Origin of the sequence: Thermosipho sp. 1244, assembly GCF_018588215.1 — a bacterium.
GTDB classification, from domain to species: domain Bacteria; phylum Thermotogota; class Thermotogae; order Thermotogales; family Fervidobacteriaceae; genus Thermosipho; species Thermosipho affectus.
The window spans coordinates 1-23,615 of the sequence record NZ_LNGA01000011.1 but is presented as its reverse complement, the minus strand read 5'-3'; the positions used below and the strand labels follow the sequence as shown (position 1 = coordinate 23,615).

Below are 23,615 nucleotides of genomic sequence, written 5' to 3'. Positions count from 1 at the left end.
AAGATACACGAACTGATCCGCAATTAATCAAGCAAAGCATATAGAATTAAAAGGTAAGAAGATTCAGGCAAATAATACAAATTTAAAAATTTAACAAATTCTGAATATTTATGGTTACTAATTATTTTATTCAATTTTATATTGACGATATAAAACTTATTTTAGGGGGTAAGAGAAGTGTTTAAAAAAATCAAATTTTATTATTTGGTTATCGGTGTAATTATTATCATTTTGTTATCTTCATGTGATGAAACAAATATGCCACCTGTTGTATTAAATGAACCTTATCCCGAAGACAATGCTTCTAACATTGAGTTATCTCCAGTATTAAAATGGTTTGCATATGATGAGGATAAAGATGAAATATTTTTTGATCTTTATTTTGGAGAAGAAGTTCAACCACCATTAATAGCGAAAGATATAAAAGTATATCAATATAATTTGACAGGTTTAAAGCCCAATACGACATATTATTGGAAAATAATTGCGAGAGATAAAAATGGAGGAATAACTGAAAGTCCAATATGGAAATTTAAGACCACTTCTTTCCCAAAACCACCAATAAATAAAACACCTATTAACAAAGGGTTTGTAGATATTCAAAATGCAAGATTAGAATGGGAATGCAGTGATCCTGATGGGGATAAATTAACATACGACATATACTTTGGGGAACAAATAAGCAATTTAGAGAAGCTAGTTAGCAATTATTTCAAAAATTACTATGAACTTCCAACGTTAAAAGAAGGCACAACATATTATTGGAAAGTGATAGCTAGAGATGGAAAAGGCGGAGAAGTAGAAAGTCCTATATGGAGTTTTACAACAAAAATAAGTAACTTGAAACCATATACTCCAATTCTAATTTTTCCAGATAACGGTGTTAATATAACAGACACAAATCCAATTTTAGAATGGAAATGCAGTGATCCTGACGGTGATAAATTGACATATGAAATATATTTTGGAAGGAGTCCAATTCCTCCTCTTATAGAGAGCAATTATTCATCGACGAGTTATCAATTGAATGATTTAGAGTTTAATACAACTTACTATTGGAAAGTAGTAGCAAAAGATAGTAGAGGAGGAATAAGTAGTGGTGATGTGTGGAGTTTTACAATAAAATCATCTGAATCAACTGTTGTTTACGATAATTTTGAATCTTATCCAGTAAATTCAAAGCCGAATCCAATATGGGGAACATATGTTTCTTCATCTACTTCATATGCAAGAGTGATAGATTTTAAATCACATGGAAAAGTGTTAGAATTTTTCGATCCTACTTATGATGGGTATACTAAAATATACGCAAGAGATATAAATATTAGTAAAGGGTATTTGGAATTTGAATTTTATATTCCTGAAATAAATAACCCAGTAGTTAATTTTGGACTAAGATTTTGGGAAATGGACAAAAATGGAAAATACAGATGGGAAAATATAGGCCCTTATGTTGGGGTTAACTATTATTCAACTGAAGGGAATTATTTATACTCATATTCAACCAACTCAGATGAGCATTTAATTAAGTTAAAAAAAGTACGGCCAAATGAATGGTATAAGATTAGAATGGAATTTGATTTAGAAAGAAGTGGAGTTTATGAAGTATACATAAATGATACAAAAGTAGGAGAAGGCAGTACAAATGTAAAAAAATTAAACTATTTTACAATTACAACTTTTACAGATGATATTTCCGATAAGGTATACATTGACAATTTAAAGATAGTTTCTTATGACAATAATAATGATAATACATTTGTAAAATCAGAAACCATAAATAAATTAAGTGAAAGAAACAATTTGTTAGTGGCAAAAGGTGCGGAAGGAATTTATTTATTTGATGTATCGAACCTTCAAAAGCCTATATTAGTGAATACTATATCTTATTTTAAAAATATTAGTGATCTTGCGATAAAAAAGGATATTTTATTTATTGCTCATGGAGAAAAAGGATTAACTTTGATGGATGTTAGTGATCCATCAAATCCTGAAGTATTTAGATACTTCAGTTTTAGAGCTGATATTCTAGAAATCAAGGGTGATTACTTATACATTTTAAATGATATTGACAGAAAATTATTAGTTATGGATATAAAAGATACAAACGATCTAAATATTATTAAAATGTATTCGCTAAGTAAATTAGAACAATTTGCTTTGGTAGAGAATTTTAAAATAATTGATGATAATTATATGATTCTTTTAAAACAAGATTTAGATAACCTTGAGTTATTGTTTTATAAATTTAGCGATTCTAATGATTTGAAATTAATTAATGAATATAAGTTTGAATTAGATTCAATAATATTTCCGGATATTCAAATATTTAAAAATTATTTATTTATTCAAAGTGATTATGATAAATATTCTATAATAGATTTTTCTGATTTTAGCAATATTAAAAATGTAGGATATCTTAAAGGCTATGACATAGAATTTAAAGAAGAATATGCCTTTGTTGCATTGGGTTACGGAGGATTTAAAATTTATAAAATAAATGATGACTATGGTAATTTTGATTATTTTGAAGTTGCTCGAGTCGATAAACTAGAAGATGTTGAAAAAATTTTAGTCATTGATAATTATGCGTTTTTGTCAAGTAGACAAAAAGGTCTTTATGTAGTAGATATAGAGGAACCATATTTTCCAAAATTATTGGCTAATTATGACACATTTAGTGGATATGCAAATGATATCGCTAAGATTAATGATAATTATATGTTAATGGCAGCAGATAAAGAAGGAATTTTACTATTTGATTCTACTATTCCAACTGATCCGAAGCTTGTTAAAAAATTTAAAACTTACTTTGATGCAAAAGAAATAATTGTAAAAGGAAATTATGTTTATTTAATTGGAACTTTTTCTTTTGAAATTTTTAAATTAGAAAACGAAGAAGAATTAAATTTAAAATTATTAGGACGTTTTTCAACTTTTAATGATTATTATATAAAGGGATTAATATACAAGAAATATGCATTACTATTAGATAGTAAATCAAAAAGCATTGTTGTTTTAAATATTTCCAATCCATATAATATAAATAAAGTAACAGAATTAAAAATTGATGATGTAAGTAATTTCGATGTAATAGGTAATTACATGTTTGTAAAACAAAGAGAAACTTTTAATAAAAGTAAACTTTTAATATATGATATATCAATTCCTTATTTACCAATTTTAGTAAATCAGTTGGATTTCGACTTTTATATATATGAAATGCTTATATATAAAAATTATTTATATTTGACAAGTTTTAAAAAGCTAATAGTTTATAATTTTTCAAATTCTCAAAATCCAATTAAAATAAAAGAATATGGATTAAATGAACAACCAAGAAATGTGTACATTTTCGATGACAAAATGTTTATGATATTCACTAATTACCTATCGAATGACGATTTATATTTAGAGGCACATTTGAAAATTTATGATATAAGTGATCCAAAAAATATGTTTGAGATAAAACGAAAATTTCTTCCTAATCTTAATATTGAATATCTGAAAAGCAAATTTGCAACAATAAGAAATTGTTTATATATTGCAAATGGAGATGATGGATTAATTATTTTTGATATAAGTGATTTAAACAAACCACAATTAATAAAGAATTATATTTGGTTAACTATTTATGATTTATATTAAAAGCCGCGTTATAAGATAATTCTATGTGTTCAAATATTTTTAGTAAAATTTTTAGTGAAACAATACAAAAACTTATCGAAAATAACTACTGGAATATTACTCAACTTTGCAATAATTGGAGGGGGGAAAATTATGAAGAAAATTTTGTCTCTCATTTTATTATTGATTGTAACTTCAACATTTTTTGCTGAGTGGATTGTTTATAGAGCAAATACAGAACTTGAAAATGTAGTAATCCTAAAGAACATTGCTGTAGCAGTTAAATATGAAACTTTGTTTAAACCTACACTACTACTTGCGGTAACCTTAAATGAGGAGAACAAAATAAAAGATATAACAGTGCTTGTCTTTTGGAAGGGAACAAGTCTAAGGATGTATAATGAAACGCAAGCATTTTATACAATAGGTAGTACTGCAATTTCTGGAAGGACTTATTCGATAGCTAAAGTCTATTGTAAATACAAATTCGATGCACAGAAAACTATTTCAGCAGAATGGTACGCCATAGACGAATCAACAATAGTTTATCCAAACCTTTTTTTAACAAATACTAAAAAGAGTTTTGTCATGAATTTATTTAAAAGCAAGAAACTAGTTATATCTGCTTCAGGATATGAAGCAACATTTAATTTAGTAGGCCTTGAGAATGCTATTCGCTCAGTAAATTTATCGAAAAATGATTTTGAAAAATGGATAGATGATTATACACTTTCACTTGGAATACTTTATGGCTTTTTGTTCATTTTGTTGGGAATTAGTTTTATTTATCTGATGAGCTATTAAGTAATAATTAAGCTGGACAATTATAACGAGGACAGTTGAGCAGCAGCGATAAAAGAAGTTAACTCAGTGATTGAAACGTAGATATCAGTTTAAATAAGTAAAGACAGAAGTTTTATAATTATGAAAGAATATATAAAGGTCAAAAACAAGATTGCACTGTTTTTAAGAACTTTGAAAGAGATTGTAAGTCAGATTTTGCGTACGTTGTTTTTGTGCATAGTGTGCAGGCGTTTTAGCAGTAAGAGAAATAACACGCAGACGAGGAGATATCAGTTAAGAGACTTTGAAGTATTTGCAACATATGTGGGTAAATGTTTATGTAGTTTACGATATTTTTTAGTTTTTTTGAATCAATTTAGTATAATGAAGCTGAGAATATGAATAAAGGTGCTTTTTCGAGAAAAATAGATGATACTTTAAATAGTAAAGACGTCGAACTCATAGAGGCAACAAATGGACGGTAAACGTTTCATATGCAATTCTGTTGAATGAAAAATATATGGGAACTTTTACACATCAAAAAGATACAAAACATAATTATCTACAGTGTAAAATAAACGGTATAAAAATAAGAAAGGTCCTGTATCCTAAAATAGATAAATAAGATAACCTTTTACAAAGGAGGGATACAGAGCCATGGAAATCAAAGATATTATACTACAATTTTTTTACAGAAAATGAAAAGTGAACGAGAAATCTTCTAACCTGGTTTTTGAACACAGTTATGGAATATGAAGCATATTTGCAGGCAGGAGCAGACTATTACGAAAGAGCAAGAAATAGAAGAAAAGATAAGGCAAACTAAAGTAGTAGGAGCTTTTCCAAATGATGGGACATTTTTAAAGTTAACTGTGGCAATCTTACTTGATATTAAGAAAGAATGGTAACTTTAAAGAAGACACTTGGATATGGGCTATTGGTCTATTTTGGGGTGCAGGGTTATTTTTACAGCATTTTCTTGACAAAAACCTTTTAAATTCAAATCTTTGATGTTTTTTATTATAATTTATATTCAAATTAGAGGTGAAAAGATGAATTTAAAAAGCAACAAATATTGCTGTGAAGAATGTTTTAAAGATGAGTATATTAAAAAATTTGTGAGAAAAAACACTGTTGAAGGAAGTTGTGACGTGTGTGGTAGAGATAATGTTTTTGTTATGAACTTTAAATCTGTGGCTGAATTTATTATACAGGGTTTTAGAAAAGCGTATGACAATATTGAAAATGAAGGGTTTTGGGATTCTGAGGAAAAAAGGTATGCGGATCCTGTTACAGGTACAAACCTTGGAGAATCTATGTTTGATATTTTGTATTATGAGGAAGAAATATTTTCTAATGAATTTAGTGAGTCTAAAGCAAAAGAATTTTTACAAAAATTAATGGATTCTGTTAAACCAAGTTTTCGTGAAAAGATCAGAGGAGCTGACGATTTATACTTTGATATTGAAAGTCAAAACTGGATGTTAAAAGATGAATTATATTATTTGGGTGAAGCAAAAGTAAAAAATTATATTATACATGGGATGAGTTTAAGAAAGTTACTAAGTATAGATATAGATTTTTTGATATAGGTAAAGGTAAAAAGAGAGAAGAATTGTTAGAAAAACTAAAATTTATATTCAGGAAGCTAAGTAGTAATCTTCAAAAGGGCACAAGATTATTTAGGGCTAGAATTTATAATAATTCTTTAGAAAACTTGAAAAGACCGGATGGAATCGGTCCAGCACCTGTAAAAAGAACAAGAAACAATAGGTTTAGTCCAGCTGGTATATCATATATGTATTTGTCAGAAGATGAAGAAACATGTTTTAAAGAAATTGATCCGCAATTTTTCGACAAAGTTATAGTTGGTGTATTTGAGTTAACAAAGGATATAAAGATATTAGATTTAACTGGAAATCCTATAAAAAGCATATTTTGTGAAAATTATGATCACGACACAAGAATGCTTACAAAACACTTTGTAAACAGATTTTCTGAAGAAATTAGTAAACCAATGATACCAGATGAAAACGACGAGATAGAATATGTACCAACACAGGTATTATCAGAGTATATTAGAAAGCTTGGTTATAAAGGAATAAAATATCAAAGCTCTTTAAACGATGGGTATTATAATTATGTTTTATTTTTTGGACCTAAAGATAGTGAGATAGAGTATTTTGAACATTACTTATGTTTGAAATATTTATATGCTTACAAAATAAAAGATGTTAACTATAGTTATGAATCTATCCAAATACTTGATGAGAAAACACCTTGTATTAAGTGAGATGAAAGAAATTGCAGTAGAAAATGTTTTGTAAAATAAGAACCTTCAAGTAAAACTCCCAAAATACCATTTCTTTTGTCTCTGCCAACGTTTAGCTACAAACGACAAAAAAATATCAAACTCATTAAAAAGAGTTAAAACGACAACTGTTTTTCATCGTAATGAAGTTATTTACAAAGAGGTTTAATTATGCTGGGTTAAAAAAATATTTATTGATTTATACCATCAATTGATGGTATAATTAGGAGGGATGAAGTGGGAGAACTTGGACTGGAGTTGTTTATTAAAGAATTTAAAAAAGCATGTGTATCAGGAAATTATTATTTTGTTAATAGGAAGAAAAATCTGGACTTCATAATGCAAATAGGTTGGACAGTTGAAGATGTTGTGAATTATCTGTATGAAAATTTATCTCCTTTGCATTTATTTAAAGGACCTGAACCAGATAACAATCCCAATTATGATTCGGGTATTGTGTACATATTTAAAATGCCATTTGAACATTTGTTAGTGTACGTAAAAATAAAGAAGAAAACGGAAGCTAATTATTTTATTATTCTTTCGTTCCATGAGGAAAGAGGTGAGTAGTGTGATAAAAATTGTATCGCCTACAAAAAAGTTATATTGTGAGAAATGTGATGACCTGGTTGACTACAAAATAAAAACAAAAAAGGAAGAGCACAATATTAGGGGAGACAAAATAGAAATAGAAGCCAGAATCGCTATTTGCAAAATATGCGGCAATGAATTGTTTGAGCCATATTTAGAAAATGAAAATTTAAAGGCGCTTTATAGAAAATATGTACGAAAGCATGGGCTGGTTTTACCTGAAGAAATTAAAAAAATAAGAGAAAAATATGGGTTAAGTCAGGAGCTATTTGCTAAAATTCTTGGAATAGGTAAAGCCACCATTGAACGTTATGAAAGAGGCTCTCTGCCTACAAAATCTATAAGTAATTTAATTAAAAGTGTAAGTAATCCAGAGAATTTTTTAATGATTCTAAAATCAAGAAAAGATAAATTGAATATATCAAAAAATGAATACGAGAAAGTAATTTATACGTTAGAAAAGTTGTTACAGGTACAATTGGACAATAATGCTGACAAAACTCTTGAAAAGTTAGAAAAAGAGTTTCAAAAAAGAAATTCATCTATGAATATAAATTTTAAGAAATTGTATGCTGTTTCGGGTATGATATTATATTTCTTAAACAAATTAGGAATAAAGTTTGTAAGTAAGACCAAATTCCTAAAATTGATATGGTTTGTTGAAAGTGGTTATTGGGACAAATATAATGCGCCATTAACAGGATTGGCTTTTGCAAGGTTACGAATGGGGCCTGTACCAAATTACTATGAAGATTTTATTGAGTTATTAATATATGCAAATGTTATTGGGTGTGAAGATAAAATTGTTAAAAATCCTTCATATGACAGTGATATTATAACGTTGCTATATCTTAAAAAACTTTCGTATGAAGAATATTTGGATTCAGATGAGAAAGAATTTATTAAGGCTATTATAGAAAAATATGGACAAATGAAAACATCCGAATTAATTGATTTAACTCACAAAGATAAGCGATGGATGGTAGGATTACCTAATAGTATAATAAGATTATCTACTTGAAACTTTTGCTTTTTTCGTTCATTTGTATTCTATCATCTACACACTCCTCAGGATGACAGTGTGGGCGAGGTTAGCAGGGTTAACGAGTGTTGGATGCTTTTTGTCATTCTGAGGAGCGATAGTGACGAAGAATCTTGAATGATTTTTCGAATGTGTAAGATCCTTCACATGCGCTCGGGATGACAAAACGAGCGAAAAAATATAGCTTATATGAATTACCGTTACAAGGTTAAAAGTAGTTAGGAAGTCCCTCGATAATTTGTTCAATCTGTGCTTTTAATTTTGGTATATCGTTTGCAATTATATCCCATACTATATCATAGTCGATCCCAAAATAATGATGAATTAACTTATCACGTGTCCTTGAAATATTTCTCCAATGAATTTCTGGATATTTGTTTTTCAATTGTTCAGAAAGTTTTTTAACAGCTTCTCCTATGATTTCAAGGTTGTGCACAACAGCGTCTTGTTTTTCCTCATTTGTCATAAATGCTGACTTGTCAATATTTTGAATATATCTAAGAATTCGATTACAAGCTTCGTATATGTCAAGTAAGTATTCTTTATCACTCTACTTATGCATATACAATCTCCTTTTTTATAGTTTCTCTTACTTTTTTTATCCTTATAGATTCTATACCTGCCGGTGTGAGTAAGTCAACAGGAGCTTCTAATAACTCTTCAAGAAAATCTACAACACCAGCAACATTGTCAAAAGTTGCTTTTCCCTCTTCAAATTCTATAATTATATCTACATCGCTTTTTTTTGTTGCTTCATTTCTTGCATATGAACCAAAAATTCCTATTTTCTTTACTCCAAAATTTTCAAGAGCTTTTTTATGTTTTTTGAGTTCTTCTAAAATTTCTTGCCTGTTCACATTTGAGACCTCCTTTATCAATTTTTTAACTTTTTCTACTAAATATATTATAGCATTCTTACTGCTATAATTAACAAGATTAGTGGGATACAAGGATTGGAAAGATTGGCAAGATTGGAGAGTGTTGGAGAGGTTGGATAGATTGGAGAGGTTAGCAAGGTTGGAAAGGTTTGAGAGAGTTGGAGCTTTTTTGTCATTCTGAGGAGCGATAGCGACGAAGAATCTTGAATGATTTTTCGAATGTGTAAGATCCTTCGTCGTTACACTCCTCAGGATGACAATCCTTTTTTGTCATTCCGAACCTGCAAGGGTGAGGAATCTAAGAGGCTTTTTGTCTTTTTGAGTAGCAAGCGGGTGAAGAATCTTATCTGTGACTTATGTGACAATTGTCTACAAATTGTGACAGTTGTGACAGATTATTTGAATACTACTTGGATATTATATAAAATATTTTACCGGAAACTTTTAGTTGTCCATTCCTTTCAATGATTAATCCATTTTCTTTTAGACGATTTATATAGGTATACGCTGTTTGTCTTTTTATACCCTTTTCCTCCAGCTTTTTCACAATTATATTTCTGTTGCTATATTGGGTTATGGTGTTTAGCACTGCCTCTTGAAGGTCTGTAAGTTGTAATGAATTTTCAAAATATTTTTTTGTGATTTTTTTAATGGTTTTTACAGCGATATTGCCTGTTATTCTTTTCTTGTGAAGGTTGTTTAAAACTATTTGCTGAGAGATCCATAAAGCATCCCTTGGGTTTCCATCACTATATCTTGCTATTTCGTATAAAGCATCGCTATCTAAAAAGTCAGGATATTTTCTTAGCCTTTTTAAGATTACTTCTTGTATTTGTTCATTGCTAAGAGGTTCTAAAAAATAAGTGTCTTTTAAAATATTTTCCAGATTACCAGATTCGTTCCATCTTAATCTGTCTTTTGCATATTCTCTATATATAGCAAATGGGAGAGATAGTATTACTATCAATCCCTGTTTATCGAATATGTTTTTTAATGAATCTAAAATTATTAATACTTCTTCTTTTTTTTCTTTGTCAAGTTCGTCTATAAGTAATATTATTCTGTTATATTTCTCAATTAATAAGTTGAGAATATCATCTAACAACTCATAAGCATGATAGATATTAAATTTTCTTGTGTGAGTAGTAGTTTTTGAGAAGTTTCCACTAACAAAAATTCCCCCACTTGCTCCTATAGACCTGGTCTCGCTTCTTTCCTCAATAATAAACTCTATTGATTTTTTTGCAGTAGTTAAAAGCTTGCCTTTTTCTTCATGCTTTTCTATCTCTTTGGCAAGTTTGTACAGCATATCACCAATTATTATTTCTTTACTTTCTTTTTCTGTAAGCCTTACGTAAACTCTTTTTCCCACACCAGGTTCGATAAAGTTCAGTATTGTTGTTTTTCCCACACCAGTCTCACCGCAAAGACCATACACCCCTTTTGGTTGATAAAAACATATAGCGTTAAGGGAGTTTATTTCTTCATCCCTATTAACAAGCAGATTTTTTGAAGATAAGGGAGTATCATAAAGCGCTTGAAGGATTTCTCTTATTTCATTTTCATTCACTATCTCACCGCCATTGAAAAACTTATTTACCGTTTAAAAATATTATAGCACAAATTGTGACTTATGTGACAACTGTCTACAAATTGTGACAGTTGTGACAAAAAAACAAATGACAATTCCTATAAGAATTAGCGAGATTAGCAAGGTTGGAAAGGTTGGAGAGAGTTGGAGCTTTTTGTCATTCTGAGGAACGAAGTGACGAAGAATCTTGAATGATTTTTCGAATGTATAAGATCCTTCACATGCGTTCAGGATGACATCCCATTCGACGCTTTGTTCCTCAGGATGGCATACCTTTCGCATATGCTCAGAATGACAAAGTAGGAGTTTTAATTTTTATTTGTATTTTTGATGTTATTTTATGGTATAATATTACTAACTCACAAGTTACTTACTTATAAGTTAGTAACTTATAAGTATATAGATGGGGTGACAATATGTTCATAGGCAGAGAAAGAGAACTGAAAAGTTTGAATGAATTATACAAAGATGATAAATTTCAATTTGTTGTTGTATATGGTCGAAGACGAGTTGGAAAAACTACTTTACTTTTAGAGTTTTGCAAGGAAAAACCTTGTATTTTTTATGTAGCTGATGAATCTGTAGACAGTATATCTTTAGAGAAGTTTTCAAAAGAAGTTTTTTCATATTTTCATTTAAATGGTTTAAGTAGTTTTAGAACATGGGAAGAGGCATTTAATTTTTTAGGTGAAAGGTCAAAGGAAAAAAGGCTGGTTGTTGTAATAGATGAATTTCAATATCTTGTGAATTCCAACAAAAGTATACCATCGATTTTACAAAAATTGATAGATCATCATTTAAAAAATACTAAATTATTTTTGATTATCTGTGGTTCGTATGTTAGTTTTATGGAAAAAGAGGTTTTAGGATATGAAAGTCCATTGTATGGTAGGAGAACCGCACAATTTGAAATCACAACATTTAATTTTTTTGATAGTAGAAAGTTCTTTCTAAAGTATGATTTGAAACGTCAAGTTAGTGTGTATGGAATTTTAGGTGGAACACCTCAATATCTAATAACTTTTGATGAAAATTTGGATGTTTTTGAAAATGTAAAACAAAAAATTTTAAATAAGTTGTCTTATTTATACGAAGAGCCAAGATTTTTATTGCGTGAAGAGTTAAGAGAGCCAATGTTGTACAATTCTATTTTAGAAGCACTTGCGACTGGAAGAACAAAATTAAATGAAATTGCTACAAAAATAAAAGTTAATAATGCCAAGGTTTCGAAATATATAGATACGCTAATTAATTTGAAAATAGTTGAAAAAATCAAACCAGAACCAATAGGCAAAACTGGAAGAAGCAGCATTTTTAAAATTAAAGACAATTTTTTCAGATTTTGGTACAGATTTGTCTTTGAAAATAGGGAATTAATTGATCAAGGATTGTCGGATACCGTGTTAGAAAAAAAGATTAAACCGTTTATAAATGATTATTTGGGGGTTGTATTTGAGGATATAGCCTTTGAATATCTAAAAAAGATGAATAAAAATGGAAAATTACCATTTGTTTTTGAAAGAATAGGAAAATGGTGGGGAAATAATCCTATAAAAAAGCAAGAAGAGGAAATAGATATAGTTGCTTATGATAAAGAAAATATACTTTTTGGAGAATGCAAATGGAAAAATGGTTTGGTTGATATGACTATTGTAAAAAAGATGATAGACAAAAGTGTCTTGTTTGATTTTAAAAACAAATTTTACGTATTTTTTTCAAAAAATGGTTTTACAGATGAAGTTGTTAATTTTTCAAAGGTTAGTGGAAATATCCTATTGTTTAGTTTAAATGATTTGATTAATCTTTTTTAGAACAGGGCCTGAAAGAACTGCAATTGGGACTCCCAATAACCATAGCGTTGAAGCTTCAATGGCAAATGAAAATCTAGTATCGCCCCCTGCTCTTAAAAAACCTACTATATTCACACCGTTGAAAACTTTTATTGGTATAAATCCCATGGAAATAATCATAGTAACTTTCACCAAGTTTTTAATCTCATTTGATACATCAAATAGGTTTACTGCATAGAAAGTAACAAGGATAGTAATTATTCCAGAAATTACAGCTACTAATTCTGCAAGCTTCAGAATTTTTTTAGAAACTTCATAGGCTTTTTCATATTCTGAAGCCCCAAGGATGTTTCCAACTATAACTGACGCAGCAGATGCAACAGAGAAGGTAAATGAATAGGCAAATCCTTGTACGTGGTATAAATTAAAGCGACCTGGTAATCTTTTTACCTCAATAATAATTAAAAGGGATGTAAGACCTATAACTCTTGCAATAAGTGTTCCCCACGCGGCACCTTCTACTCCTAATTTTGGAAAACCAAGTTTTCCAAATATTAGTACATAGTTAAAAAACACGTTGGACAATAGTTCCACTATTGTTGTATACATTGGAACAATTGCCTTTTCAACGCTTCTAAGGGCAAATGAAAATACCATGCTTACTGCAAATATGGGATAAGAAAAGGAAACTATTTTTAAATACGTAATACCAACTGCTATTACTTCAGGATCTGGAGAATAAAATCTCATTACAAATTGTGGGGTAAAAAAACTTAATACAAAAAATATAAACGAAAAAGCAAGAGCTGAGATAACTGTGATGGCAGAAGAACGTGCCAAGCCATCTTCGTCTCTCTTTCCCCAAAATTGTGCAAAAAAGATAGCTCCTCCGGATACAAGTCCAAATAATACAAGATTGTACAAAAAGAAGAACTGATTTGAAAGCCCTACAGCAGCTATTGGAATTTCTCCCAGTCTACCTATCATTACCGTGTCAACAAAGTTTACACTTGTAAAAAGAAATTGCTGAAGAGCTATTGGCAATGCTATTTTGAATATTTTTCGATATACACCCATTACGTTTTACCCCCAATGTAAACAGTTCGCATTTGAAACTAATTTTATCACAAAAAATTATGGAAAACAATTGTCAAGATTAACAAAAATTTGGAAATGTCATCTTGAGGAATCTAAGATCCTTCGTCGTTACACTCCTCAGGATGACATTCCCTTCAATTCGTTTAGAATGACAGAAAAGAGAAGATGTCACTCCCATTAACTATGCTAATAATGTGTTTTATACTATGTATTCTCCTTGGAATTCTTTGAATGCACAGTTGTTTTCATCATCTCCTGAGATATATTCCATTTTTAATGGCGTAAATGGAGTTTCTTTGCAATATGGTGATTTTCTGTTGTATTTTACAATTGAAATCAATTTATTTTTTACAAAATTCAATACAAACATTCTTTCATTTCCCCTTCTATCAAATTTTTCTATTGCGCATAGTAATATATACCATATAGTTTGTTTTAAGTCTTCATAAGAGTCACATTTATAACCATATCGTTTGAAATATCTTCCCGCCACCATTTCAACGTCTTTTTTATATTTCTTATATATCTCCATCCATGACACCACCGGTAAAATATGAAAAGCATATACCATACAGATTAATATACATAGATATACACATAAATATACCACGCATACCAAAAAAACATGAGGGGATAATCCCCTCCTGCAAAACTTTATTCAATTAAAACAGCACACTTGTAAGATAATCTATCGCAGGAGATAAAATAGCATAAAGCATTTCTCTTGGAATATTGATGTTTAAGTCGTCAAATATTTCGTCTATTAAGTTTGTTACTTCTTTCTTTTTATTTTCTCCATAAATACGTACCCTGCTGGAACAAGTCCGTTGTCTATTAAACTTTGTGCGTCTTGTTCTAATTCAGTGGAATCAATATTTTCTATTGGTTCTGGGATATTGATCCTTAAACTTTTTCCTTCTGTTTCATTTCTATAAACCAAACTCAACCTTTTCATCCTTATCCCCCCTTATTTATTTTTATTGTTTTTTTAAATAAGATTCCTCGCATGTGCTCGGAATGACAATATTAGCAAGTGTTGGAGAGATTGGATAGGTTGGATAGATTAGCAAGGTTGGCAAGTGTTAGCGAGGTTGGAGAGATTGAAGTTTTTTGTCATTCTGAACGATATGTGCGAAAAATCTTGGATTGTCTTTCGAATGTAAAAGTCAAGATAAAAATGCATAAAGAAGGGAAAATAAAAATGTACAAAAACTGTCCCAGGTGATACTTCTTCTATTCCTAAACTATATACTATATTTGAGAGTAGGTTTATCAATGGAAATTTCATATATAGATATGGATTTGAAGTTGATGGTAAAAAAATTAAAAGCGAATGGTTGTTTCGCGCAAATCTTGAAAACAAAAGATTAAAAGAAGCTAAAATATTTGAAAGAATAGACCAAAAGATAGAAAGAGGGAATTTTTCTGAAGCAAAATGTGTGGAAGAGAAAACAAGTGAAAACACACTTTTTCTTTCTTCTCTTGCTCAATGGAATAGTAAGCTTGCAAGACAAATAGTTAGTTTTTTCAAAAAGATTAACGTTATAATGTGGGAATTTCCTTATTTTTCTTCTCCGGCTCAAACTCTAAATTTATTTGAAAAAAGAAAAATTACAAAGGAAGAAATACTTAGTTTTTTAAAAAAGGCAGACTTTGATATAGTAGATTTCGAATATACAAAAAGTGAAATAGATATATCGAAGTTGCCTGATTTGGTAAAAAATACGATTGTAGATGCTAATATTGGAGAACCAGATAAGTTATTTAATGTAAAACTTTATACATATCATAATGTATACGATGAAAATGGAAATGTTATTGATGTAGAAAAATTTAATTTTGAAGAAGAAGAATCTGCTGGAACAAAAAAACTTTTCAATATAATTGGTGAAATTATTTATGCATTAAAAGAGGGAAAAATATTGTTTATAGATGAATTAGATACCCAGCTTCATCCCACGTTATTAAAAGCAGTAGTCGAGTTCTTTGCTTTGAATATTGGTTTTTGTTGCATTTTGATTATTATAATACACCATTAACAACTAAAGATTGTATAAAAAAACTAAAAGATAGATTTCCTGTATACAGGAAAAATTTTGGTGATGTTTATTATAGAATTGTTGATAAAAAATATGTAGCTATTGAAAATGCAAAAAGTATGGAAAATAAGCACAAAAAGCAAGGTAATACAAAACCTTTGTTTATAAATTAATTATTGAACTTGAAAAATTTTTGAAATAAAAACTTTAATAAATAAAGATGATATTTTTCAAAAGAATCATATTTGGGTAATAAAAGAAACTAAAAAAAACTACTTTCGAGAATGAACAAAGAGATTTATAAATTAGAAAAGAATTATGCCAAGTTTTCAAATTTATTTTTGGACTCTAAGGTGATTGAATAATACTTAATGAAATTAAGAAATGTGAAAATAAAAATCTTGAGTTTAAAGAAAAACTTTCTAGTAAAAATAAAGAGTCATTTTTAAAAACTGTTGTTGCATTTGCAATTGGTTCATATGGAATTGTAATTTTTGTAATAAAAGATTGAACAAAGGAAATAGGTAGTATTCCAGATAAAGAACTAGTTCATTTAATGGATAGAATAAATAATATGGTACGTGATTATACTTTTGATATATGTTGAAAATAGAGATGGTAAAGATTTACTTGTAGTTTTAGAAGAATTAGAGAAAAATTCAAATTTTTCCTTTGATTAAAATTACGTAAGAATGATGCAATAATCTATTTAATATTGTTTGATATAGTATAGGAAAAACAAGTATATCGCTTTATTATAAGAACGGAGTATTAGTTATTGTTATTGTTGAATGTTTTTCATATTTCAGTAAAGTCAACAACAGATTTCATGTTGTCAAATCTATTTGAGCTTAAATACCATTTCTCTGGTCTTCCCCATTCCCTTTCTTGATCATTCGTACATTTGATAGAACACTACAAAAATTTTTATGTAACAATATCTATACGTTTGTATACAATACTGTTAAGAAGACTATCTTGAGTAGATATATTTATATGTACGTGGCCGGCCAACGTGCAAAAAAATCAAAGGAGGTTGTAATGATATGAAAAAACTTTCTGTTAAGTATCTTACAGGCACAGATGAAAATGGAGAACCAGTTTTTAAAAGACAAACATTAAATGTTGAAGATACTGTTGATGTTGTTAAGGCAAATGCTATTGTCCAGATTATTGACAAATACACAAATTATTCCGTAGATATTGCTATGGTTGTTACTTATGAGATAGTTGAGTAATAATGATATTTGAATGAAAAAATAAATAAGGGGGGATAAGGATGAAAAGGTTGAGTTTGGTTTATAGAAATGAAGCAGAAGGAAAAAGTTTAAGGATCAATATCCCAGAACCAATAGACAATATTGATTCCACTGAATTAGAACAAGACGCACAAAGTTTAATAGACAACGGACTTGTTCCAGCAGGATACGTATTTGATGAAGCACGCGTTATTGAAACAACCACAAACGTTGTTCTTGATTTAATTCAGTAAGTAGGTGAATTGTATGCTGTGGGATGTGGTTAAACTTTTTATGATTCTTGTAGAAAGACCAGGAGATGGTGAAAACAAAAAGAAAGAAGTTATCGAACTTGTTGATAACATATTTGATGATTTGAACATTGATATACCAAGGGAAATGCTACACTTGATTTTATCTCCTGCGATAGATTATCTCTCTGGTATTTTATTTTGATTAAATAACATTTTGCAGGAGGGGATTATCCCCTCCTGTTTTTTTGGTATACATGGTATACTTATGTATATATTCTTATATATTCTTAATTTTCGGTGGGAGGGTTTTTAATGGATGTATATGAAAAGTATAAAAAAGAGGTCGATATGATAGCAGGGAGGTATTTTAAAAGGTATGGTTATAAATGTGAGTCATATGAAGACTTAAAACAAACTATATGGTATATATTACTATGCGCGCTAAAAAAGTTTGATGGAAGGGGAAATGAAAGGATGTTTGTATTAAATTTTGTGAAAAATAAGTTGATTTCGATATTAAAATATAAAAGAAAACCACCATATTGCAAAGAAACCCCATTTACACCATTAAAGATGGATTATATTTCAGGAGATGATGAAAAAAGCAAAATTTTTAAAGAGATGCAAGGAGAATATGAATAATAAAAAATGGTATAATTCCTTATAAAAAGATATAGGGGGATTTTATGAAAAAACTTTTAACATTTTTGGGTACGGGAAGATATGGCGAAAATTCAAGTAAGACAGAGAATTTTTCCATTAGCGCTTTTTGAGTATTAAAAAAAGATTCGAAAAATTTGGAAATTATCTTCTTTTTAACTAAAGATGCAAAAGATAGTGAAAATTGGATAAAATATACAAAGCTTAAATTGAAGAGAAAAAACATATCATATGATGTAATTGATATATCAGAAGAAATATCAATAAAAGATTTTTTGAAAGAGATTTTAAGGGGTATAGACGAAAATGATGAAGTTGAAATAGATATTACCCATGCATTTAGATGGTTTCCAATGGTTTTACTTGTAGCGGCTATGTATTTAAAAGAGGCGAAAAATTCAAAAATTACAGGAATTTGGTATGGGGAATATTATAAAGATAAAGATGAAACAAGGGCTTTAAATAAAGTAGAGGTTTTAGAATTTACAGAATGGTTGTATGCGGCAAAGTTGTTTAAAGAATATGGTTATACAAAGACTTTAGCAAGTTTGATTAAAGTAAAAATTAAAGAAGAAAAATCAAATTGGTACAACGAAAGGAGCGCTTTTTACTGTGTTAAAAAAATACAGTGCAGAAAAACTTGTAGTAATAACCTCAAGGGAATGTGAAAAGCTTTTAGATGAAATTAAGTAAAAGGCAAATTTTAGAGGAGAATGTGAAAAGATTTTAATAGATGATCCATTTGAGGGGATTGATGAGCTTAAAAGTGTAATTGATAAAGCAAAAGAATTTCTGAAAGACTTTGGAAGTATTGTAGTTAACTTAACAGGTGGAACAACTCTTTTGGGGTATATTGTAAAAGAAGTTTCACATAAATTGAAATTTGGAAGAAAAATTTCGTATGTGATAACAGCAGATAAACGTTCAATTGATGGACAAAGGAAAAATCCATATGTAGTGGGAAAGATTTTGGAAATAGATAAAAAATAATGTATTTTAAGATTATTCTAAGATTGTTTGTGTATTATTTATCTAGGAGGTGATAATATGTTGAAAAAACTTAGTGTGGTAATATTTTTGGGGATTGTTTTGGTTTTATTCATGGCAGCTGGGCCTAACGTGCCTTTAAATAATGGAATGAATGCTGGTTTTGATTTTGTTTCTGTAAAAGATCAGCTTATTTCTATGCCGAAACAAGCACTTTCATCAGATGAAATAAGTGGGCTTTTGATTATGAGAGAGGAAGAAAAACTTGCAAGAGATGTGTATTTCAAGCTTTATGAACTTTGGAAAGTACAGATATTTTTGAATATATCAAAATCTGAGCAAACACATATGGATACTGTAAAGATATTACTTGACAAATACAATATAGATGATCCCGTGAAAGAAGATGTAGAAGGAAAATTTGTAAATCAAGAAATCCAGGAGCTTTATAATGAACTTATTGAGATTGGTTCAAAATCCTACAAGGATGCTTTAATAGTGGGGATGATAATAGAGGACCTTGATATAGCTGATCTTCAATCTTGGATTCAAAAGGCTGACAACGAAGATATAAAAGCTGTATATAGCAATTTAATGAAAGGTTCAAGGAATCACATGAGGTCTTTTTACAGAAATCTCAAGAATATAGGAGGAGATTACACACCACAACATATAACAAAAGAAGAGTTTGAAGAAATAATTTCTACATCTATTGAAAGGGGACCGGTAAAATAAATTTAGCATCTAGAATATTACCTTCTGTGACTAGTGTAACGACTGTATACAAGCTGTGAAGATTATGGCAGGTTATTTGGGAGGGAGTGATTTTTTGAAGAAAGTGGTTGCAACAGTTGAAAAGGGGGTAAATTATATATTTCATGTTCTTGCGGCTTCTGGTGTAAATTTTCAAAATGATTATACTAAAGACTATTCTTGTTTTTTGAGAAAAGAGGACCTTGAGTTTCTTAAAATGAATAGAGAGATGCTTAGTTTTCAAAATGGGACTGCCTCAGAGCTTGTAGATCCATTAATTTTTTTTCCAGCATACCTCAATCTTGACTCAGAAGAAAAGCTGCAAAAGTATTTTTATTTATTGCTAAAGGCTTTAAAGAGAAGAACAAAAGAGGATTTTTTAAGAGAGTATGCTGATTATGTTAAAAAGAGAAGGTTTTGGTTTCCAGAAATAAATGATGAGTGGTTTAAGAATATAGAAGATAAAGCAGATTTTATTGAAAAAGTGGGAAAAATTTATAAGGAAAATTTCTCGTCTTATGAATCGATGGTGTGGCCAGATGTGAGTAGAAACATTGAGGAAAAAGCAAAAGTTGTAAATCAAGAGTTGGAAAAGTTGGATCTTATCAGGTCTTGGGAAGAGGTAACTGGGATTGATTTTAAGTTTGAAGAATATCAGATAGTTTTTGTATTTTCCATAGAAAATGGTCCAAATGCTAATTCCTTAGGGTATGACAGAAATGTTTTTTATTCTGGTTCCAGGTTAGATTGGTTGCTTGATTTTATAAGTCATGAGGTTGGTACTCATATATTGATAGATTTGAGCCTTCCTATGATAAAAAAATTTATTTCCAATGATAGATTGCAAACCCAAGCTGAGGTAAAGCATTTTCAACAGTTTTATATGGCATATGAATGTTTGGCACAATTTTACAATACTATGGTACTCGCAAAAGAGCTTACTTATGATTTAATTCAATTTAAATCGGATAAGTATTTAAGAATTTATGGAGAATTATATGACACGGGGAAGTATTCTGCAAAAGAAATGTTAGAAATAGCTATGGAAAGTTTAGTGTAGGGTAGTAAAGTAGATACTGTTATATATTTTTATAGAAGTAGGAAGTTAGTTGTTAATCTGCACAAATATTATGAAAATAATGTAGAAAGTTTAAATAAGACAAAATAATATAGATAAGTTCACTTTTTCAAATAAACCATCCATATGGGAAAAGTAGATGGTATTTAACAAGACAAGTATTGGATTTTTGTCATTCTGAGTGTATATGCACAAAGAATCTTGAATGTTTTTTCGAGTGTGTAAGCTCCCTTTGCACTACGTGCTCTCTTTTTACGTAAAACCTTGCCATTGTCTATACACTATTTTTATGAAAAAATCCTGCTTTGTTTTCATACAGTGTGCCTTCTATTTTAATTACATCGTCAATTTCAATCGTATTTCCTCTTACAATTTTTGGTTTTTGATTTGAAAAGAAAATAATTTTTTTGTATTTCCATACATTATTATCCATTTTAGATACAGCAGGACCTTTTATAAACAACTCTTTCTCTTTAAATTTAATTTTCAAGAATGTTTTGTGTAGCAGCAAATTATCTTTTTTGAGAATGTTCATGGGATCAAATCCCGATAGATTAAATTCTCCTTCTAACACTATTTTGTAGCCGTTGTTTTTTTCAAACGTTTCGAGTGCTTTGGTTATGTCATTTCGACATTTTTGTATTAGTATTTGCGCTAGTTTTTTAGTTTGTTCATATGCAAGTAAATCTTTTAAGTCAGATGGTTGATATTTTACAATATCAAGCAAAAAGTTATAAAGATATTTTTTTGAGGTTGTATAGTTTATTTTCCAATTGGTAGTTATTTGATCAAGGAGGAGTGAGGTGTACATGCCTGTTGAGTAACAACTGGCTCTAAAGTTTTTTAAATCTTTAATTTTTATTAAATCTTCATCAAACAATGAAATTAAGAAGCTTTTTGGAAACTTGCTTTCATCTAATAATGCTCTATATTCTACATACGTTGCAGTTCCCTCTGTACTTTCTAATTCAAGCTCGTAATCTAGGAAGTTATTTATTAAGTGTCGTCTTTTTTCTTAAAGGATATGAATTTTTTCACATATTTTGTTTTTAATTGTTTATTTGTTTCAAAAACACTTTTTAAAAGGTATTTTCTTTCTAAGATTCTCAGGGCAATGTTTTCCAAGGTGAATGGATATTGAAAGGCAAGAAATTCATTTGCAAATCTTTTATCTTTATTTAGAAATTGAAAACCATGGAAGAGTTCGTGTACTATTTTCGAATAAAAAAATGGAAATGTTTCGAGCTTATCCATTGTTGAGATATTCCATATTCCCATATATTTTCCGTTGAAATTGATAGCAGTATTTCCTACAAAGTTTTCATTCCATTTTCCTATGAAAATCCCTTGTTCTTCTATAAAGTTTTTAGGAGGATTGTCAAAACCTATTATGTATACATATGAATTGTCATAAAAAGCTATGGAAAGTGGTTTAAAGTTATCCCAATAATCTGAAAGCTTACCGCTATTTATTTTTTTGTGTATAGTTTTTAAGATTTGAATAATTTCTTCTGTATTTAAACAAACAACATTATTTAATACCTAAATTATATCAAGAATGAAAAGTTATATTTAGATTTATTGGAATATTCCAGATGATAATAGTTAATGAATATGTTCAGAAAATAATGAAAAAAGAGTTGGAAAGATTGGCAAGTATTGAACTTTTTAATCATTTTGAGTGCATATGCTCAAAGGATTTTAGATGACATCCCATTGAATACGCTTTTTATAATACTTGTTTCTTATTTTTTAAGAGAATTCTAACTTTAATTGACGATCTTATAATGATATGTTAAAATGTGTGTGATATTTTATTTTCTATGTGAAATATATAACAAATAGTGGTGAGGGGGATTCATGATGGATTTAAAGGTTTGGAAAGAAGAGTTGTCTGTAAAGTGTAAAAATGGGATAGCGTTTTTATTATCTGCTTCTGTGGTTTGGGGAGTTATGCTTGTTATATTGTTATCCCCATTTTCATTAGAAACAAAGAATTCATTGATTTTATGGTCTACGGCTTTGTTATTTCCGCTTGCAATGTTTTTTTCGAAAATCTTTAAGGCACAATGGAAGATAGACGATAATCCTCTTTCTATTTTGGGATTTTATTTAAACATAGCACAGCTTATATATTATCCAATAGTGATATGGGCTATGATAAAAAGTCCCGAAGAAATGATAATTTTTCTTGCCATGATAACGAGCGCACACTTTTTTCCATATGGTTGGTATTATGGCACTAAAATTTTTATGGTGATGTCAGTTTTTATGTCAGTATCAATTTTACTTGTTAGTCTTAAATTAACTTTGGATACTTTATGGGTTGTACCTGCATTAATGATAGCTTTTTTAATTGTTCTTGTTATACTTTTGTATAAGGATTATAAGAAAAAAGAAGCTTAGAAAGATTAGTGAGATTGGCAAGTGTTGAAATTTTTTGTCATTTGAATGGTGTAAAGCGCTGAAGAATCTTGAATGACACTTCCTCTTTTTGTCATTCTGAGTAACATAGTAACAAAGGAGCCTACGCCCTCAAAATGACGGAGAAAGATTCCTCTGGCAATGGCTAGTAGTTTTGTTTATGGACTTGAGAAGTATTATTTAAGTTTGATGGCTCTAAAATCAAACTTATTCTTTTAAGATATTTGAAGTTAAAAATATAGTGCTATAAGATTTACAAAAATTAATATGTTTGTTGACCGTTATTATGTATAACATTATGGTGGTTGCCATCTAATTATAGATGAGGTAATATGAAGCTTTACAATCGAAGAAATAAATTAAAGAAGTTAAATAAAAGAAGATGATAATATTTTTTGAGACTATACATCTCTATCTATTATCAAATATCCTATTTTATCTATACTGTTATTAAGTGTTAGAATATATACG

27 protein-coding genes and 1 pseudogene are annotated in these 23,615 nt (G+C 29.3%); 20 read left to right on the top strand and 8 right to left on the bottom strand.

The genetic code is table 11. From position 1 onward, the window contains the following. Positions 1-177 precede the first annotated feature (177 nt). The 8 genes and pseudogenes from AS157_RS09690 to AS157_RS01740 all read left to right on the top strand — a co-directional run bounded on the left by AS157_RS09690 (position 178) and on the right by AS157_RS01740 (position 8,333). Positions 178-3,648: a hypothetical protein gene (locus AS157_RS09690; protein WP_077289181.1), complete on the top strand. Its 3,471-nt coding sequence runs from the start codon at positions 178-180 to the stop codon at positions 3,646-3,648. A 132-nt stretch (positions 3,649-3,780) separates the two neighbouring features. Beyond that, a complete protein-coding gene (locus AS157_RS01770) occupies positions 3,781-4,431 on the top strand; it encodes a hypothetical protein (protein ID WP_077289180.1) in 651 nt (216 codons plus the stop codon). Positions 4,432-5,067: 636 nt separating this feature from the next. After that, positions 5,068-5,218: pseudogene (locus AS157_RS01765) on the top strand (IS256 family transposase); the annotation flags it as partial. Continuing rightward, positions 5,163-5,318, top strand: coding sequence for a hypothetical protein (locus AS157_RS01760; protein WP_197023210.1), 156 nt, complete (start codon positions 5,163-5,165; stop codon positions 5,316-5,318). The pseudogene AS157_RS01765 and the gene AS157_RS01760, both read left to right, overlap by 56 nt. A gap of 144 nt (positions 5,319-5,462) precedes the next feature. Next, a complete protein-coding gene (locus AS157_RS01755) occupies positions 5,463-6,002 on the top strand; it encodes a HEPN-associated N-terminal domain-containing protein (RefSeq protein ID WP_077289179.1) in 540 nt (179 codons plus the stop codon). A 23-nt stretch (positions 6,003-6,025) separates the two neighbouring features. Beyond that, positions 6,026-6,703 (top strand): RES family NAD+ phosphorylase, encoded by a 678-nt coding sequence (locus AS157_RS01750; RefSeq protein WP_197023197.1) that lies wholly within the window; start codon positions 6,026-6,028, stop codon positions 6,701-6,703. A 255-nt stretch (positions 6,704-6,958) separates the two neighbouring features. Continuing rightward, entirely contained in the window at positions 6,959-7,291 is a 333-nt protein-coding gene (locus tag AS157_RS01745) for a hypothetical protein (protein ID WP_077289177.1), read from the top strand. Position 7,292: 1 nt separating this feature from the next. Continuing rightward, entirely contained in the window at positions 7,293-8,333 is a 1,041-nt protein-coding gene (locus AS157_RS01740) for a type II TA system antitoxin MqsA family protein (protein ID WP_197023194.1), read from the top strand. Positions 8,334-8,562: 229 nt separating this feature from the next. Here AS157_RS01740 and AS157_RS01735 read toward each other — a convergent pair whose 3' ends face one another. The 3 genes from AS157_RS01735 to AS157_RS01725 form a co-directional block, all read right to left on the bottom strand. After that, a complete protein-coding gene (locus AS157_RS01735) occupies positions 8,563-8,880 on the bottom strand; it encodes a HepT-like ribonuclease domain-containing protein (protein WP_197023208.1) in 318 nt (105 codons plus the stop codon). Between the two features lie 28 nt (positions 8,881-8,908). After that, on the bottom strand, positions 8,909-9,211 hold the full coding sequence (locus AS157_RS01730) for a nucleotidyltransferase family protein (protein ID WP_077289175.1): 303 nt from the start codon (positions 9,209-9,211) through the stop codon (positions 8,909-8,911). A 427-nt stretch (positions 9,212-9,638) separates the two neighbouring features. Then, positions 9,639-10,802, bottom strand: a complete 1,164-nt coding sequence (locus AS157_RS01725; protein WP_077289174.1) for a P-loop NTPase fold protein — start codon at positions 10,800-10,802, stop codon at positions 9,639-9,641. Positions 10,803-11,239: 437 nt separating this feature from the next. On the opposite strand from AS157_RS01725, the gene AS157_RS01720 reads away from it, so the two are divergent. Further along, positions 11,240-12,634 carry an ATP-binding protein gene (locus AS157_RS01720; protein ID WP_077289173.1) on the top strand — a complete coding sequence of 465 codons (1,395 nt, stop codon included), beginning with the start codon at positions 11,240-11,242 and terminating at the stop codon, positions 12,632-12,634. On the opposite strand, the gene AS157_RS01715 is transcribed toward AS157_RS01720, so the two are convergent. The 3 genes from AS157_RS01715 to AS157_RS01705 all read right to left on the bottom strand — a co-directional run bounded on the left by AS157_RS01715 (position 12,608) and on the right by AS157_RS01705 (position 14,666). Continuing rightward, positions 12,608-13,690: an MATE family efflux transporter gene (locus tag AS157_RS01715; protein ID WP_077289172.1), complete on the bottom strand. Its 1,083-nt coding sequence runs from the start codon at positions 13,688-13,690 to the stop codon at positions 12,608-12,610. The genes AS157_RS01720 and AS157_RS01715 overlap by 27 nt on opposite strands. Positions 13,691-13,910: 220 nt before the next feature. Continuing rightward, positions 13,911-14,243, bottom strand: a complete 333-nt coding sequence (locus AS157_RS01710; protein ID WP_077289171.1) for a sigma factor — start codon at positions 14,241-14,243, stop codon at positions 13,911-13,913. Positions 14,244-14,483: 240 nt separating this feature from the next. Then, positions 14,484-14,666: a DUF2922 family protein gene (locus tag AS157_RS01705; protein WP_077289170.1), complete on the bottom strand. Its 183-nt coding sequence runs from the start codon at positions 14,664-14,666 to the stop codon at positions 14,484-14,486. Positions 14,667-14,946: 280 nt separating this feature from the next. Between AS157_RS01705 and AS157_RS01700 the strand changes: the two genes are divergently transcribed. From AS157_RS01700 to AS157_RS01655, 10 genes are all read left to right on the top strand, one after another. Beyond that, positions 14,947-15,750, top strand: coding sequence for an AAA family ATPase (locus AS157_RS01700; protein ID WP_077289168.1), 804 nt, complete (start codon positions 14,947-14,949; stop codon positions 15,748-15,750). Next, complete coding sequence (locus tag AS157_RS09685; protein ID WP_197023192.1) at positions 15,717-15,923, top strand: hypothetical protein; 207 nt, start codon at positions 15,717-15,719, stop codon at positions 15,921-15,923. Before AS157_RS01700 ends, AS157_RS09685 begins: the two co-directional genes overlap by 34 nt. 873 nt (positions 15,924-16,796) lie before the next feature. Continuing rightward, positions 16,797-16,988, top strand: coding sequence for a DUF1659 domain-containing protein (locus AS157_RS01690; protein ID WP_077289166.1), 192 nt, complete (start codon positions 16,797-16,799; stop codon positions 16,986-16,988). 41 nt (positions 16,989-17,029) lie between these two features. After that, entirely contained in the window at positions 17,030-17,242 is a 213-nt protein-coding gene (locus AS157_RS01685) for a DUF2922 domain-containing protein (RefSeq protein ID WP_077289165.1), read from the top strand. Between the two features lie 13 nt (positions 17,243-17,255). Beyond that, on the top strand, positions 17,256-17,444 hold the full coding sequence (locus tag AS157_RS01680) for a hypothetical protein (protein ID WP_077289164.1): 189 nt from the start codon (positions 17,256-17,258) through the stop codon (positions 17,442-17,444). A 110-nt stretch (positions 17,445-17,554) separates the two neighbouring features. Then, positions 17,555-17,884 carry a sigma factor gene (locus tag AS157_RS01675; RefSeq protein ID WP_077289163.1) on the top strand — a complete coding sequence of 110 codons (330 nt, stop codon included), beginning with the start codon at positions 17,555-17,557 and terminating at the stop codon, positions 17,882-17,884. A gap of 155 nt (positions 17,885-18,039) precedes the next feature. Continuing rightward, a complete protein-coding gene (locus AS157_RS01670; protein WP_077289162.1) occupies positions 18,040-18,570 on the top strand; it encodes a CRISPR-associated DxTHG motif protein in 531 nt (176 codons plus the stop codon). A 175-nt stretch (positions 18,571-18,745) separates the two neighbouring features. Continuing rightward, complete coding sequence (locus tag AS157_RS01665; protein ID WP_156033493.1) at positions 18,746-18,892, top strand: hypothetical protein; 147 nt, start codon at positions 18,746-18,748, stop codon at positions 18,890-18,892. Positions 18,893-18,949: 57 nt separating this feature from the next. Then, a complete protein-coding gene (locus AS157_RS01660; protein WP_077289161.1) occupies positions 18,950-19,624 on the top strand; it encodes a DUF2202 domain-containing protein in 675 nt (224 codons plus the stop codon). 94 nt (positions 19,625-19,718) lie between these two features. After that, positions 19,719-20,702, top strand: coding sequence for a hypothetical protein (locus tag AS157_RS01655; protein ID WP_077289160.1), 984 nt, complete (start codon positions 19,719-19,721; stop codon positions 20,700-20,702). 292 nt (positions 20,703-20,994) lie between these two features. Here the strand turns inward: AS157_RS01655 and AS157_RS01650 are convergent, their stop codons facing one another. After that, positions 20,995-21,600, bottom strand: a complete 606-nt coding sequence (locus tag AS157_RS01650) for a hypothetical protein (protein WP_077289159.1) — start codon at positions 21,598-21,600, stop codon at positions 20,995-20,997. A gap of 116 nt (positions 21,601-21,716) precedes the next feature. Then, positions 21,717-21,974 (bottom strand): hypothetical protein, encoded by a 258-nt coding sequence (locus AS157_RS01645; RefSeq protein ID WP_143611757.1) that lies wholly within the window; start codon positions 21,972-21,974, stop codon positions 21,717-21,719. A gap of 609 nt (positions 21,975-22,583) precedes the next feature. Here AS157_RS01645 and AS157_RS01640 point away from each other — a divergent pair. After that, positions 22,584-23,126, top strand: a complete 543-nt coding sequence (locus tag AS157_RS01640) for a DUF7010 family protein (RefSeq protein WP_077289157.1) — start codon at positions 22,584-22,586, stop codon at positions 23,124-23,126. Positions 23,127-23,615: the final 489 nt, after the last annotated feature.